General features: G+C 71.7%; 14 protein-coding genes. 12 read left to right on the top strand and 2 right to left on the bottom strand.

Annotation, left to right across the window (positions count from 1 at the left end):
• Positions 1 to 31: 31 nt before the first annotated feature.
• Together FHU36_RS11365 and FHU36_RS11360 are read right to left on the bottom strand one after the other, a co-directional pair.
• Positions 32 to 1,210 (bottom strand): glycosyltransferase family 4 protein, encoded by a 1,179-nt coding sequence (locus FHU36_RS11365; RefSeq protein WP_185083681.1) that lies wholly within the window; start codon positions 1,208 to 1,210, stop codon positions 32 to 34.
• The gene (locus FHU36_RS11360) at positions 1,207 to 2,070 is read right to left on the bottom strand and encodes a sulfotransferase family protein (RefSeq protein WP_185083680.1); all 864 of its coding nucleotides are present in this window, start codon (positions 2,068 to 2,070) and stop codon (positions 1,207 to 1,209) included. The genes FHU36_RS11365 and FHU36_RS11360 overlap by 4 nt, the downstream gene beginning before the upstream one ends.
• 558 nt (positions 2,071 to 2,628) lie before the next feature.
• Here FHU36_RS11360 and FHU36_RS11355 point away from each other — a divergent pair.
• From FHU36_RS11355 to FHU36_RS11300, 12 genes are all read left to right on the top strand, one after another.
• Complete coding sequence (locus FHU36_RS11355; RefSeq protein WP_185083679.1) at positions 2,629 to 3,204, top strand: MauE/DoxX family redox-associated membrane protein; 576 nt, start codon at positions 2,629 to 2,631, stop codon at positions 3,202 to 3,204.
• Positions 3,204 to 3,761 carry a TlpA family protein disulfide reductase gene (locus tag FHU36_RS11350; protein WP_185083678.1) on the top strand — a complete coding sequence of 186 codons (558 nt, stop codon included), beginning with the start codon at positions 3,204 to 3,206 and terminating at the stop codon, positions 3,759 to 3,761. The genes FHU36_RS11355 and FHU36_RS11350 overlap by 1 nt, the downstream gene beginning before the upstream one ends.
• Before the next feature lie 25 nt (positions 3,762 to 3,786).
• Positions 3,787 to 4,230, top strand: a complete 444-nt coding sequence (locus tag FHU36_RS11345) for a S26 family signal peptidase (protein WP_185083677.1) — start codon at positions 3,787 to 3,789, stop codon at positions 4,228 to 4,230.
• Positions 4,231 to 4,265: 35 nt separating this feature from the next.
• Positions 4,266 to 4,643: a RidA family protein gene (locus tag FHU36_RS11340; protein WP_185083676.1), complete on the top strand. Its 378-nt coding sequence runs from the start codon at positions 4,266 to 4,268 to the stop codon at positions 4,641 to 4,643.
• A 160-nt stretch (positions 4,644 to 4,803) separates the two neighbouring features.
• Positions 4,804 to 5,646 (top strand): lytic polysaccharide monooxygenase auxiliary activity family 9 protein, encoded by an 843-nt coding sequence (locus FHU36_RS11335; protein ID WP_221495835.1) that lies wholly within the window; start codon positions 4,804 to 4,806, stop codon positions 5,644 to 5,646.
• Between the two features lie 4 nt (positions 5,647 to 5,650).
• Positions 5,651 to 6,247 (top strand): DUF305 domain-containing protein, encoded by a 597-nt coding sequence (locus tag FHU36_RS11330; RefSeq protein WP_221495834.1) that lies wholly within the window; start codon positions 5,651 to 5,653, stop codon positions 6,245 to 6,247.
• Between the two features lie 91 nt (positions 6,248 to 6,338).
• A complete protein-coding gene (locus FHU36_RS11325; protein ID WP_185083675.1) occupies positions 6,339 to 7,040 on the top strand; it encodes a FadR/GntR family transcriptional regulator in 702 nt (233 codons plus the stop codon).
• A gap of 17 nt (positions 7,041 to 7,057) precedes the next feature.
• Complete coding sequence (locus FHU36_RS11320; RefSeq protein ID WP_185083674.1) at positions 7,058 to 8,308, top strand: ABC transporter substrate-binding protein; 1,251 nt, start codon at positions 7,058 to 7,060, stop codon at positions 8,306 to 8,308.
• Entirely contained in the window at positions 8,305 to 9,147 is an 843-nt protein-coding gene (locus FHU36_RS11315; RefSeq protein ID WP_312891542.1) for a carbohydrate ABC transporter permease, read from the top strand. Before FHU36_RS11320 ends, FHU36_RS11315 begins: the two co-directional genes overlap by 4 nt.
• On the top strand, positions 9,144 to 9,953 hold the full coding sequence (locus FHU36_RS11310; RefSeq protein ID WP_185083673.1) for a carbohydrate ABC transporter permease: 810 nt from the start codon (positions 9,144 to 9,146) through the stop codon (positions 9,951 to 9,953). Before FHU36_RS11315 ends, FHU36_RS11310 begins: the two co-directional genes overlap by 4 nt.
• 1 nt (position 9,954) lies before the next feature.
• The gene (locus FHU36_RS11305; protein ID WP_185083672.1) at positions 9,955 to 12,960 is read left to right on the top strand and encodes a glycoside hydrolase family 38 N-terminal domain-containing protein; all 3,006 of its coding nucleotides are present in this window, start codon (positions 9,955 to 9,957) and stop codon (positions 12,958 to 12,960) included.
• Positions 12,957 to 14,183, top strand: a complete 1,227-nt coding sequence (locus tag FHU36_RS11300) for an enolase C-terminal domain-like protein (RefSeq protein WP_185083671.1) — start codon at positions 12,957 to 12,959, stop codon at positions 14,181 to 14,183. Before FHU36_RS11305 ends, FHU36_RS11300 begins: the two co-directional genes overlap by 4 nt.

Raw genomic sequence — 14,183 nt, 5'->3', positions numbered from 1 at the left:
GCTCCGCCCGCCGGCCGCCCGCGCCCTCCGTTCAGCGGGCCGGTCGGCGGCCGGTCGGGAGGGGGTCGCCGGCCGCCAGGGCGGCGAACAGGTCCTCCCACATCGGCATGACCATCTCCGGCGTGTAGTCGCCCGCCGTGCGAGCGGCGCCGGCCCCCAGCCGCAGCCGCAGGTCGCGGTCGCCCATCAGCCGCCGCAGCGCCCCCGCCAGGGCGTCCACGTCGCGCGGGGGCACCAGCAGGCCGTCCTCGCCCGGGGTCAGCACGTCGCCGGGCCCGGTCGGGCAGTCGAAGGCGGCCACGGCCAGCGCGTGGCCCATCGCCTCGATCATCGCCATCGGCAGCCCCTCGATGCGCGAGCTGAGCGCGTAGACGGACGCCTCGGCGAGCTCCTCGTGGATGCGGTCGCTGCGGCCCATCAGCCGGGCCCGCCCGCCGAGCCGGTGCTCCTCGATGCGCGCCCGCAGCCGCTCCTTCGACGGGCCGGTGCCGAAGACGTGCAGCCGCCAGTCGGGAAAGTCCGGCGCGACCGCCGCGAAGGCGGCGATCAGCATGTCGAAGCCCTTCTGCGGCACCAGCCGGCCCGCGGCGATCACCACGGGATTGGTCTGGTCGGAGTGCCGGCGGCCGGCCAGGTGGACCGCGTTGGGGATGCGGACGATCGGCGTGTCGTCGAGCAGCGCCCGGTACTCGGCCTGGCTGGTCTCGGTCAGCACCGCCACCGCGTCGAAGCAGCCGTAGTGGCGGGCTATCTGCTCACGCACGGTGTGGGGGTAGGCGGCGAGGTTCATGTGCTCCTGCGCGACGCGCACCACTTCGGTGGAGGCGCGGCGGGCGGCGATGAGGTTCAGCGCCGGCCGGGTGGTGACGAGGATGCCGTCGTCCAGCGAGGACACGTACTCGATGACGGCCCGCTCGACCCGCTCGGTGAAGTAGCCGGCGGCGAACTCCCCGTACGGGACGATCTTGCCGCGCGCCCGGCGCCACACCTTACGGGCCAGCGAGTCGCTCGCGACCCCGCCGCGCTGGTCCACCAGCGCGGACAGCCGGACCCGCCCGTCGATGCCGAACTGCGGTGTGTCCCGGCGCCGGACCACGCTGACGATCTCGACGTCGTGCCCGGCCTCGGCCATCGCGTTGGCCTGGTTGACCACCGTGCGGATCGTTCCGCCCATGCCGTACGCGTGCAGCAGCATGTAGCGGATCTTCACGGCAGGTACTCCCATGTGCGGCACATGCTCCGGAGCGACTCGGGGACCTCCTCCTCCGTGGGCAGGTCGCGCCCCGGCTGGACGGTGCCGGACCGGATCTTGTCCTTCCAGTCGCCGAGCCCCTTGCTGACCACGTCGGGGGTGCCGTACCGGAGCATCTGGGGCGCCCACTCCAGGTGCAGGAACTCGCAGATGCGGCGGCAGGTCGTCTCCGGGTCGGCGGTCAGCTCCTCGTAGCGCACGGTCAGGCCGGGCAGCGCCTTCCTGGCCCGCTCGACCGCCTTCATGTAGCGCAGCGCGTCGAGCGCCGCCTCCTCGGGCGTGCGCTTGTCGGGGCTCGCCTCGTGCCACGACGCCGCGATGGAGGCCGGGTGGCGCAGGAGGAAGACGAAACGCGCGTCGGGCCAGCAGGCGGCGATCCGCTCGTGGGCGAAGGCGTTCGCCGGGGTCTTGTCCACCACGTACGTCTTGCCGCTGCGCACCAGCTCCCGGTGGAGCACCCGGTCCCACAGCAGGTGCTCCAGGTCGGCCCGGTTGTGCCCGAGCGCCTCCATCGCCTTCTCGGCCAGCGAGGTACCGAATTCCACGGTGAGGCGGCGAACGTGCAGTTCGTGCGGAGCGTGCAGGTCGGGATGGGCGTTCAGCATCGCCCGCAGCAACGTCGAGCCCGACCTGACCGGTGAGATCACGAACACCGGGGCGGTCAGCAGGCGGTCGGTCCCCGGGTCAGCCGGGGGCCGGAACGGCGTCTCCGCGCGCTTGCGCGGCTGGGGCGCCCGTTGCTCTACTTTTCCTACTCGTTCAATGTGGAATCCTGTGTACCTGGCCAGCGCTCCGTTGATTCTGCGCTGCCATGCCATGGCGTGGGAGGCTACAGGGCTTTTCTTGGAGTTCTCTGGGAGCCCGCCACGGCATCGCGCGGCGGGTCGCGCCGCGCGATGCGGGCGCCTGGACTTCGGTCAGGCCGGGCGCTCACGGGGTTTCCGTCCTTTGCCGGTATCGGGCCACCCGAAATACCGAGATTTCGTGCCGGCCGGGAAATTCGGATCTTCTGGCTTTACCGAAGAGAAGCAGCGTGATTGTCTGGGCCAAGACGGTCTCGAGGGGAGGTGGATGTCAATGACCGATGCGATTCTGCGATTCGGTGACAAACTGCTGACGCGAATGGTCCCCAAGGTGACGGCCCTGGCGGGAAGCCCTTGCCAGTGCCGGCGGCGGTGCTGCAGGGTGATGGGCGCCCGCGCGGTGGAGGGCTATTACATCGAGCACTGTTTCAGCGGTTCCGCGTGCACGGGGTGTAATCTCACGGGCCGCGACTGCTAGCCGGCGAACTCGGGAGCCGCCGTGCCCGCCGCAGGTGCGGTGGCTCCCGAATTCGTCTTTGCCGAGGCTTCCCTTTTCCTGCGCTGGGGGCGCGCGTGCAATATCTCGCTTTCGGTGTCACCTGTCTCGTCGGCCTGGTCTTCGTCGTGTCCGTGCTGAGCAAGCTGCGGCCGGGACAGTGGCGGGACTTCGTGGAGTCGACGCGCAGGCTGCTGGGCGCGTTCCTGCCGTCCCGCGTGGTGCCGGCGGCGGTCGCCAGGCTCGTGGCGCCCGTCGTGGTGGCGGCCGAGGCGGCGGTGGTCGTGCTGCTGGTCCCCGCGAGCACCGTGGCGCTCGCGCTGGCGGCGGTGCTGGTGACGGCCTTCGGCGTGGCCATCGCCCTGGCGCTGCGGCGCGGGGTGGCGACGGCCTGCCGGTGCTTCGGCGGGACGGCGGAGCTGAGCCCCTGGCACCTGGTGCGCAACGCGCTGCTCCTCGCCGCGGTCGTCACGGGGGCGGTGATGGAGCCCGCCGCGTTCGGCTCGGCCGACGCGGGCGGGTTGCTGGTGGCCGCGGCCGGTGCGCTGACGCTGGGCATGGTGGTCGTCCGGCTCGATGACGTGGGAGAGCTGTTCGGCCCGGGGCTGTCGCGGCACACGCCGGCCGGGGGCCATGTGGAAGGGAGCATGTGATGGCCGTGATGTGGGCCGCCGTCATCCTGGTGGGCGTGATCTGCACGCTTGACCTGATCCTCACGCTGGGGGTGGTGCGCCGCCTCCGCGAGCACGCCACCCACCTGGAGACGCTCCTGCGCTCGGGCGCGGGAGCGCTGGCCCCTCCCGGGCTGCCGCACGTGGGCGGCACGGTCGGCGAGTTCGCCGCGCGGACCCTCGACGGGGAGGAGATCTCCAGGGGTTCCCTGTCGGGCGAGACGCTGGTCGCGTTCTTCAGCCCGGGCTGCAAGCCGTGCCTGGAGAGGCTGCCGGGCTTCCTCGGCCACGCGCGCGGCCGCATCGGCGGGCGCCGCCTGATCCTCGCGATCGTGGCGGGCGGGGAGCAGGCGGCGCGGGAGATGGTGCTGGAGCTGAGCCCCGTGGCGCGGGTGGTGGTGGAGGACGGGTACGAGGGGCCGGTCGCGCGGGCCTTCCAGGTCACCGAGTATCCCGCTTTCTGCCTGGTGGACAGCGAGGGCGTGATCGTCGCGGCCGAGGGTGACGTGACCCGGCTCGGCCTGCCCGCCGACAGGTGATCCCCTCCGGCCCGGTGCGGTGCCGATGAGGGCGGCCGTATCGCTGACGGTCCTCCTCGCCGCGGCCGTGGCGGGCGTGTCGTGGCTGCGCCGCAGGTACGTGCTGGTGACGGTGTCCGGGGCCAGCATGGAGCCCGCGTACGGGTCGGGCGACCGGGTGTGGGTACGCCGGGTCCCGGCCGGCGAGGTGCGGGCCGGGCAGGTCGTGGTGGTCAGGCTGCCTCACCCCGAGAGCGCAGACGCCGGGCCCGAGCAGCCGTGGAGCATCAAGCGGGCCACGGCGGCCCCCGGCGACCCCGTGCCGAGGGACGGGGTGCCCGGATGGGAGGCGGGCGCGAGGGTGCCGCCCGGCTGCCTGGTCGTGCGGGGGGACAACGCCGGCGACTCCTACGACTCGCGCCACTGCGGCCACGTGCCCGGTGACCGGCTGCTCGGGGTCGTGGTGCGGCGCGTCCGGGCGGTGTCGTAGAGTCTCCCGTCACCCGTCACAGGAGGCTGATCGACATGCCCAAGCGCGTCATCGACACCCCCGAGGCCGCCCCGCCCGGTGGCCCGTACTCGCAGGCCGTGGTCGCCGGCGACTACGTCTATCTGGCCGGCGCCTGCCCGGTGCGGCCCGACGGCACGTGGGTGCGCGGCTCGTTCGCCGAGCAGGCCCGCCAGGCGTTCACGAACCTCGCCAAGGTGGCCGAGGCGGCCGGCGCCGACCTGTCGCAGGCCGTGCGGGTGGGGGTCTACGTGAGCGACTTCGCCCACTTCCCGGAGCTGAACGAGATCTACGTGGAGTTCTTCGGCACCGCGAACCTCCCGGCCCGCACCACGATCCCGGTGGCGCTGAGCGGCTTCGACATCGAGATCGACGCCGTCCTCTACACCGGCTGACCTGGATCCAGCGGAGCCGTGCGGGTACGGCGGCGCCGCCGGGGGGTGTGGCCTCAACGGGGTGACCGTTCTGACCGGAATCGCTTGCGCGGTTGTCAGAAATGGTTAACTCTTAGGAAGGTTTCCTTTTTATTCCCGTACACCCCCCAGGGAGTAACAGGTGCGCAAGACGACGATCGCCGCCGCCGTGGCCGCCAGTGGAGTGCTGGCCCTGCTGCCCGCCTCGGCGGCGAGTGCCCACGGCACGATGTCCAACCCGCCGAGCCGGGTCTACGTCTGCAAGAACGAGGGCCCCGAGTCGCCCAAGTCGGCCGCCTGCAAGGCCGCCGTCGCGGCCAGCGGCTCGCAGGCGTTCTACGACTGGAACGAGGTCTCGCTCCTGGAGGCGGGCGGGCGGCACCGTGAGCTGATCCCCGACGGCAAGCTGTGCAGCGCCGGGCGCGACAAGTATCGCGGCCTCGACCTGCAGCGGGCCGACTGGCCGGCCACTCAGGTCAGACCGGGCAGCTTCACCCTGACCTACCACGCCTCCGCCCCGCACGCCAACAGCAACTTCGAGTTCTACCTCACCCGCGAGGGCTGGAACCCCACCATGCCGCTCAGGTGGTCGGACCTGGTCCACATCAGGACCTTCAACAACCAGAACCCGACCACGTTCACCAACTGGACGATCAACCTGCCGCAGCGCAGCGGCCGGCACGTCCTCTACTCGATCTGGCAGCGCGTCGTCGGCAGCAACGAGGCGTTCTACACCTGCTCGGACGTGGACTTCGGCGGCGGGGGCGGCAACCCGTCCCCGACGCCCACCCCCACGCCGACCCCGACGCCGACCCCCACCCCGACGCCGACCTCGCAGCCGGGCGGCACCTGGACGGCCGGCACCGCCTACAAGGCCGGTGACCAGGTGACCTACGGCGGGGCGAGCTACACCTGCCTGCAGGCGCACACCGCCCTGGCCGGCTGGGAGCCGCCGAACGTGCCCGCCCTCTGGAAGCGCGCCTGACGCTGTGCGGCGCGTCGCGGCGCCGCCGGGCTTCCTGACGGCCGCCCTGCTGGCCGCCTTGTTGGCCGCCTTGTTGGCCGCCTTGTTGGCCGCACTGCCGGTCGGCTGCGGGTCCGCCGAGCCCGCGGGCGGCGGCGACCCGGTCAACGCCCAGGACGTGATGTTCGTGCAGATGATGGTGCAGCACCACCGGCAGGGCATCGAGATCGCCAAGGTGGGCGCGGACCGGGGCGCGACGCCCGAGCTGAAGACGCTGGCCTCGGCCGTGGCGGCCACGCAGCAGAACGAGGTGGAGATGATGCTGCGCTGGCTGCACGCCTGGGATCAGCCGGTGACGGCCGCCACGGGCGCGCACGACCACCACGGCGGCCTGCCCGAGACCGACAGGGAGCGCATCGCCGCGCTCAGGAGGTCGAAGGCCGTGGAACGCGACTTCCTCAACCTGCTCATCGCCCATCAGGACGACGCCGTCCAGATGGCCGGGTCCGAGGTGGCCGGTGGGGCCAACCCCGAGGTCACGCGCTGGGCCGCCCAGGTGCAGGCGTCCCGCCGGGCGCAGATCCAGCAGATGCTCGGCCTGCTGGAGTCGATCAGCCGGTGAACCGGCCCGCGAACTTCCGCGGGTCCCACCCCTCGCTCACTTCATGCCGGAACATAGACGGCCGTGCGGTTAAGTGATTAGATGACTTGATATGTCCGAGGTAGCGCGGCCGACCCTTTCCGACGCCCTGACCGAGCGCATGCTGGAGCTCATCCGCACGGGTGGGCACCGGCCGGGCGACCGGCTGCCCTCCACCAGGGAGCTGTCCCAGCGTTTCGCCGTCACCACCCCGACGCTGCGCGAGGCGCTGCGCAGGCTGGAGGCGACCGGTGCCATCGAGATGCGGCACGGGTCGGGCATCTACGTCGGCTCCGCCATCGAGCGCATCGTGCTGCCCAACCCCAACATGCGCGAGATGCGCGGCGCCCAGCTCCTGGAACTGCTGGACGCGCGCATCGTCATCGAGCCGCCGCTGGCGGCCATGGCCGCCCGGCGGGCGCGAGGCGACGACCTGGCGGAGCTGGAACGGGTGCTCGGCGAGGCCGCCACGCACCTGCGCGGCGAGGACGCCGAGCTGCACGAGGCCAACATGACCTTCCACCGGGCGACCGCGCGGCTGGCGGGCAACAGCGTCCTGCACGAGGTCGTCGACTCGCTGCTCACCGTCCACGGAGCCGAGCAGCGGGAGATCCTGCAGATCTTCGACGACCGGCGCCGCGACCACGACGAGCACCACACGATCCTCCAGGCCATCGTCGCGGGCGACGCCGGCGCGGCCGAGGAGCGCATGCGGGCCCACCTGGTGGACGTCAAGACGGTCATCGAACAGAGGTTGCACCAACCCCCCAAGTGAAACAAGGAGGCCGGGGCATGATCCGGTCACGCATGGCCACGTTCGGCGTGCTCGCCCTGTTGCTCGCCGCCTGCGGCGGTAACGGCGCCGCCACCCAGCAGAAGAAGAGCGAGCTGACGCTCTACAACGACAAGGGCGCCTGGACCAAGTTCTTCGACGAGATGGGCGCGCTGTCCAAGCAGCGGATCGGCCTCGGCATGAAGCCGACGGGCTACACCGACTCCGCCCAGTACCAGGCGTTCATCAAGGCGTCGTTCCGGACGAACGTCAAGCCTGACCTGTTCACCTGGCAGACCGGGGGGATGCTGGAGGAGATCGTCAAGCAGCGGCAGGTGGCCGAGACCACGGCCGTCTGGCAGGAGGCGATCAAGGCCGGCGATCTGTCGCAGGACCTGATGCCCTACTACACGATCGGCGGCAAGCAGTACTGCGTGCCGATGAACGTCGCGTACTGGGGCATGTTCTACAACAAGAAGATCTTCGACGAGCACGGCCTGCAGCCGCCCGCCACCTGGGACGACCTCGTCAAGGCCGCCGCGACGCTGAAGAAGGCCGGCGTCACGCCGTTCTACCACACCAGCGTGCTGTTCTCCTTCGTCTGGTTCGAGCAGCTCATGGCCGGCATGGACCCCGACCTGTACGACCGGCTGTCCACGGGCAAGGCCAAGTACACCGACCCGGGCGTGGTCCGCGTGATGGAGAAGTGGAAGGAACTCATCGACGCCGGATATTTCATGAACCCGGGTGACAAGACGGATCCGGGCGACGTGATGAAGACCGGCAAGGCGGCGATGGTCTCGTTCGGCACCTGGTTCAACACCAGCATGACCCAGCGCGACCTCAAGGCCGGCACCGACTACGGCTTCTTCGTGATCCCCAACGTCGATCCCGCCCTCCCCAAGACCTCGGTCATCTTCGAGAGCGGCCCGCTCTGCTCGCTGACCAAGGCCGCCGACCCCGAGGCCGGCACGAAGTACCTCAAGTGGTGGACCACCGCCGAGGCCCAGGAGAAGTGGGCCACGACCCGCGGCGACGTCAGCGCCAACCCGAAGGTGACCATCAAGGACGAGGCGCTCGGCCAGATCACCAAGGACGCGGGCGGCGGCAAGTACCGCCTGGTCAACCGCTACTTCGAGGCGACCCCGCCGCCCATCCTGACGGCCGCGCTCGACGGCTTCGGCAAGTTCGTCACCGAGCCCGGCACGTACAAGGAGGTCCTGGAGACGATCCAGAAGGAGGCCGACGAGTACTGGAGCACGCACCAGTGACCCGCGCCCCGATGCTGGGCCGGTTCCGGTACGGGTACGTGGCTCCCGCCGCGCTGCTGGTCGCGGTGTTGCTCTACGCGCCGTTCGTGTGGACCGCGTACCTGAGCCTGACCCGTTACGACGGGCTGGCGCCACCGGAGTGGGCCGGCCTGGCCAACTTCGCCAAGCTGTTCGACGACCCGGCACTGCTCACCTCCACCCGCAACACCCTGCTCTGGGTGGCCGGCACGATGATCCTGCCGGTCGGGCTGGGCCTGCTGGTGGCGGTGCTGTCGTACGACCTCAGAGGCGGCGCGTGGTACCGGGTGCCGTTCATGCTGCCGTACGCGCTCAGCGGCGCCGGGCTCGCCATGGTGTGGAGCCCGGTCCTGTCGCACGACGGCGTCGCCAACGCGCTGCTCGGCGTGGACACCGCGTTCCTGCAGGAGGCTCCGGCCAACACGCTGGCGATGCTGCTGGTGTGGACCTGGCAGCAGCTCGGCGTCAACACGCTGCTGTTCGTGGTGGGCCTCCAGTCGATCCCCAAGGAGCCCATCGAGGCGGCCCGGCTCGACGGCGCGTCGGGGTGGCGGCTGTTCCGGCACGTCATCTGGCCGCTGATGAGGCCGCTGACCGCCGTCGTGGTGGGGCTGGCGCTCGTGGCGAGCCTGAAGACGTTCGACATCGTCTGGGTGATGACGCAGGGCGGGCCGGGCCGCAACTCCGAGACGCTCGCGGTGACCATGTACAAGGAGACGTTCGTGGCCAGCGACTACGGCTACGGCTCGGCGGTCGCGGTGCTGCTGACGGTCGTCACCGGGCTCGCCTCCTACCTCTACCTCAGGAGGCAGGTGCGATGATCCGCCGTGCCGTGCTGATCGTGCTCGGGCTGGTCTGGCTCGGGCCCACCTACCTGCTGCTCGTCAACGCCTCCCGGCCGGCGGCGTCCTACGACCCGTCCCGGGCGTGGGCGCCGTCGGGGGACTTCGCGCTGTTCGCCAACTTCGCCACCGCCCTGGACAGCGCGAACCTGGGCGACAGCCTGGCCAGCACCGCCCTCTACAGCGTCGTCTCGCCGCTGCTCGGGGTCGTGATCGGGGCGCTGGCCGGGTACACCATCGTGGTGCTGAGGCTGCGCCACGGCTTCTGGTGGTTCCTGCTCCTGTTCGGCGGCACCGTGTTCCCGTCGCAGATGCTGCTCGTGCCGCTGTTCGTCGGCTTCAGCGACGCCGGCCTGTACGACACGCGCCTCGGCATGATCCTCATCTACACGGCGATCAACGTGCCGCTGGCCGCGTTCGTGCTGCGCAACTTCTACAGCGGCGTGGCGTTCTCGATCTTCGAGGCGGCGCGGATGGACGGCGCCTCCACCTGGCGGATCTTCTGGCGCGTCTATCTGCCGATCTCGACCAGCGCGCTCGCCGCCGTGTTCATCCTCGAGTTCACCTTCATCTGGAACGACCTGATCTTCGGCCTGACGCTGACCACGACCGCTGACGTGCGGCCGGTGATGACGGCGCTGGCCGGTCTGATGACCGACGTGTACGCGGGCACCCCGGTGCCCGTCGGGCTGGCCGCCGGGCTCGTCTGCTCGCTGCCCACGGTCGTGCTGTTCCTCGCCACCCAGCGCCTCTTCGCCAGGGGCCTGTCCCTAGGGAGTGTCTGATTTGACCAGCCGGTTGCTGCAGCGGAGCCTGGGCTCCCCCGACTACGACGGGATCAGGCAGGCGCTGCGCGACGACACCTCGACCCCGGTGATCGACCTGCGGGGGCTGCAGGTGCGGGTCGCGGTGCTGCCGCTGTTCACCCACGACGGCCGGCAGGCGGTCCGGGTCTCCAGCACGCGGCCGCTGACGCACGTGCTGGTCGGCGTGGACAGCGCCACCGGCGGCGACGTCACGCTCCTCGTGCCCGAGGTGACGGCGCCGCGCACGTTCACGCTGGAGTCGCGCGACGACGAGGGGCTGGTCGGCACCGCCCAGGTCACGGTGACGCCGCAGCGCAAGTGGAACGTGTTCGTCGTCCACCACTCCCACCTCGACATCGGCTACACCGACCCGCAGGGCACGGTGCTGCGCCACCACCTCGACTACCTCGACGCCGCGGTCCGGCTGGCGCGGGAGACCGCCTCCTGGCCGGACGACGCGAGGTTCCGCTGGACGGTCGAGTCGTCGATGCCCGCGCTGCGCTGGCTGGCCGCCCGGCCCGCCGAGCAGGTGGAGGCGTTCGCCGCGCTGGCCCGCGAGGGCGTCATCGAGGTGACCGCGCTGCCGTTCCAGCTGCACACCGAGGCGTGCTCGACCGAGGAGCTCTACCGCCAGCTCCGCTTCACCGCCGAGCTGCGCGACCGGTTCGGTTTCGCCACCACGTCGGCCATGCACACCGACGTGCCGGGCGCCGTGGTCGGGCTGGTGGACGCGCTCGACGCGGCCGGGGTGCGCTACCTCGCCGCCGCGCACAACTGGGCCGGCCGGTCGGTGCCCTACCTGCACGGGGGCGACAAGCTGACCCGGCCGTTCCGGTGGCGGGCGCCGAGCGGCAACGAGCTGCTGGTGTGGTTCACCGACACGCCGCACGGCATGGCGTACATGGAGGGCAACACGGTCGGCCTGACCGACTCCTACGAGCTGGCCGACGACCTGCTGCCGCGCTACCTGGCCGCCCTGGCCACGCGCGGCTACCCGTACGGGCCGGGCACGTTCGGCTGGCAGGGGCCGGACGCGCCGCGCGAGCCGTACGAGCTGGACGTGCTGCACCTGCGGGTGCAGGGGGCGCACGCCGACAACGCCGGGCCGTCGGTCGTGCCCGCCTCGATCGCCCGCACCTGGAACGAGCGGTGGGCCTACCCGCGGCTGCGCTCGGCCGTCAACAGCGACTTCTTCCGGCACGTCGAGGAGCACCACCTCGACCGGCTGGCCGTGCACGAGGGCGACTGGACCGACTGGTGGGCCGACGGCCTGGGCTCGGGCGCCCGACCGCTCGGCTACGTGCGGCGCGCGCAGTCGGCGCTGCGGGCCGCCGAGACCCTGCACACGCTGGCCGGGGCCGACGCCACCGAGCAGATCGACGCCGCCTACGACAAGGTGGCGCTGTTCAACGAGCACACCTGGGGCGCCGCGAACCCGTGGGAGGACGCCGAGGAGGCGGGCGACTCCGGCGGCCTGCAGTGGACCCGCAAGTCGTCGGGCGCCTACGACGCGAAGGACGACGCGGCCGACCTGCTGCACGCCGCGGCCCGCCGGTTCGGCGCCGCCGTGTCCGGCGAGCCGGTCGAGGGGACGCTGGCGTCGTTCGCCGTCTTCAACCCGGGCACGACAGGACGGACCGACATCGTGCGGGCGTTCCTGCCGCGCGACGTGGTACCGGCCGACGTCCCGATCGCACTGGTGGACGGGCGCACGGGCGAGCCGCTGGCCCACCACGAGGAGTACGTGCACCCCGACGACTGGCCGACCCGGCCGATCGGCCGGCATCTGCACGCGGTCGTGCCGTGCGTGCCCGGCCACGGCTACGTCCGGATCGACGTGGTACGCGGCGAGGGCCAGGCGCCCGAGCCGGTCCGGCTGGACCCGAGCGGAGTGATCGAGAACGAGTTCTACCGGGTGAGCTACGACGTCGGCGCGGGCCACATCGGCTCGATCTTCGACAAGACGGCCGGGCGGGAGCTGGTGAACGGCGACGCGGCGGCCGGGTTCGGCCAGTACGTCTACGACCGCTACGCCACGGCCCCCCACTTCAACCACCTGTCCGGCCACGTCGGGGCGCACGACAGGACGCTGCTCGGCGACCGGGCGATCGGCACGCACGCCACGATCGTCAAGGCCGAGCGGACGGCCGTCGGCGAGAAGCTCGTCGTCGAGCTGCGCGGCAAGGGCGTCGACTGGTTGCGCACCACGATCGAGCTGCACCGCGGCGTCGCCCGCGTGGACCTGACCTACCAGCTCGCCAAGCAGGGCACCCCGGCCAAGGAGGCGGTCTTCCTGGCCTTCCCGTTCGCCACCGGCCCGGCCACCGCGTGGGAGCTGACCGGCGGCGTCGGCGGGCCCGACGTGCCCCGGGTGCCGGGCTCGGCCGCCTACATGCTGCCGATCCGGCACTGGATCGCCTTCGACGACCCCGAGCTGACCGTCGCCTGGGCCACGCTGGAGGCGCCGCTGGTGCAGCTCGGCACCATCCACATGCCGTACGCGCCGTTCCCGCCGACCCTCGACCACGAGGACGGCACGGTCTACTCGTGGGCGCTCAACAACATCTGGGACACCAATTTCCCGGCGCAGCAGCAGGGCGAGACGACGTTCCGGTACGCGGTCATGTCGGCGGCGGGCGCCGTCGGCCGGCGGCTCGGCACGCTGGCCGCCGCCGGGCTGACCGAGCCGTTCGCCGGAGTCCTGCTCCGCGGCCCGGCCGCCGACCCCACCCTGACGTACGTCGTGGTCGAGCACCCCGACGTGCTGATCACCTCGATCGGCCGGGCCGGGGCGGAGCACGTGGTCAGGCTCCAGTCGCTGGCCCCCGAGCCGGTCGAGACGATGGTCACCCTGCCGGGCCTGGTCTCGGCCACGGTGAGCGCGGGCCTGCGGCACGGGCGCGAACCCGCCGAGGTGGTGGGCGAGTCGGTCACGGTACGGCTGCCCTCGTGCGGCGTGGCCGCGATCTGGGGGACGTGCCAGTGAGGATCGTCGACATCCGGGCCACCACGGTCGCCGTCCCCCTGGAGGCGCCGCTGCGGCACAGCAACGGCGCCCACTGGGGCCGGTTCATCCGCACGATCGTCGAGGTCGAGGCCGACAACGGGCTCGTCGGCCTGGGGGAGATGGGCGGCGGCGGCGAGAGCGCCGAGGCGGCCTTCCGGGCGCTCGTGCCGTACCTGAAGGACCACGACCCGTTCCAGCTCGAAGCGCTCCGCTTCAAGATCGCCAACCCGACGGCGTCGCTGTACAACAACCGCACCCAGCTCCTGGCCGCCGTCGAGTTCGCCTGCATCGACCTCATGGGGCAGCAGCTCGGCGTGCCCGCCTGTGACCTGCTCGGCGGGCGGGTCCGCGACGCCGTGCCGTTCGCCTCCTACCTGTTCTTCCGCTACCCGGCCGAGGGACACCCCGAGATCCGCACGCCCGGCCAGCTCGTCGAGCACGCGCGGGCACTGAAGCGGGAGCACGGGTTCACCGTGCACAAGCTGAAGGGCGGCGTGTTCCCGCCGGACTACGAGCTGGAGTGCTACCGGGCGCTGGCCGAAGCCCTCCCCGGCGACCGGCTGCGCTACGACCCCAACGCGGTGCTGTCGCTGGCCGAGGGGCTGCGGTTCGGCCGGGCCATCGAGCACCTGGACAACGACTACCTGGAGGACCCCGTCTGGGGCCTCGAAGGGCTGCGCGCGGTGCGCGAGCAGGTGCGGGTGCCGCTCGCCACCAACACCGTCGTCGTCAACTTCGAGCAGCTCGCGTCCAACGTGCTGCGCCGCGCGGCCGACGTGGTGCTGCTCGACACCACCTTCTGGGGCGGCATCCGGCCGTGCGTGAAGGCGGCGGGGGTGTGCGAGACGTTCCAGCTCGGGGTGGCCGTGCACTCCTCCGGCGAGCTGGGCATCCAGCTCGCCACGATGCTGCACCTCGGCGCGGTGCTGCCCAACCTCACCTACGCGGCCGACGCCCACTACCACCAGCTCCGCGACGACGTGATCGTGGGCGGCAAGCTGGCCTACGCGGACGGCGCCATCCCGGTGCCCACCGGGCCGGGGCTCGGCGTGCGGCTGGATCCCGACCGGGTGGCCCGCTACGCCGAGCTGTACCGGGAGCTGGGCGGCTACCCCTACGACCGCGACCCCGGGCGGCCCGGCTGGTACGCCGGCGTCCCCAACGAGCGCTTCGCCGACCCCACGGTCAGCGGCGAGGTGTAG

It is taken from the genome of Nonomuraea muscovyensis (assembly GCF_014207745.1).
GTDB lineage: Bacteria > Actinomycetota > Actinomycetes > Streptosporangiales > Streptosporangiaceae > Nonomuraea > Nonomuraea muscovyensis.
The sequence above is the reverse complement of the archived record's forward strand: the minus strand, read 5'-3'. Positions and strand labels throughout refer to the sequence as shown.

Excerpts from the sequence above, each read along its gene's own strand:
- FHU36_RS11310 (WP_185083673.1), top strand. The coding sequence starts at position 9,144 with ATGATCCGCCGTGCCGTGCTGATCGTGCTCGGGCTGGTCTGGCTCGGG.
- FHU36_RS11360 (WP_185083680.1), bottom strand. The coding sequence starts at position 2,070 with ATGGCATGGCAGCGCAGAATCAACGGAGCGCTGGCCAGGTACACAGGA.
- FHU36_RS11325 (WP_185083675.1), top strand. The coding sequence starts at position 6,339 with ATGTCCGAGGTAGCGCGGCCGACCCTTTCCGACGCCCTGACCGAGCGC.
- FHU36_RS11320 (WP_185083674.1), top strand. The coding sequence starts at position 7,058 with ATGATCCGGTCACGCATGGCCACGTTCGGCGTGCTCGCCCTGTTGCTC.
- FHU36_RS11345 (WP_185083677.1), top strand. The coding sequence starts at position 3,787 with ATGAGGGCGGCCGTATCGCTGACGGTCCTCCTCGCCGCGGCCGTGGCG.
- FHU36_RS11340 (WP_185083676.1), top strand. The coding sequence starts at position 4,266 with ATGCCCAAGCGCGTCATCGACACCCCCGAGGCCGCCCCGCCCGGTGGC.
- FHU36_RS11350 (WP_185083678.1), top strand. The coding sequence starts at position 3,204 with ATGGCCGTGATGTGGGCCGCCGTCATCCTGGTGGGCGTGATCTGCACG.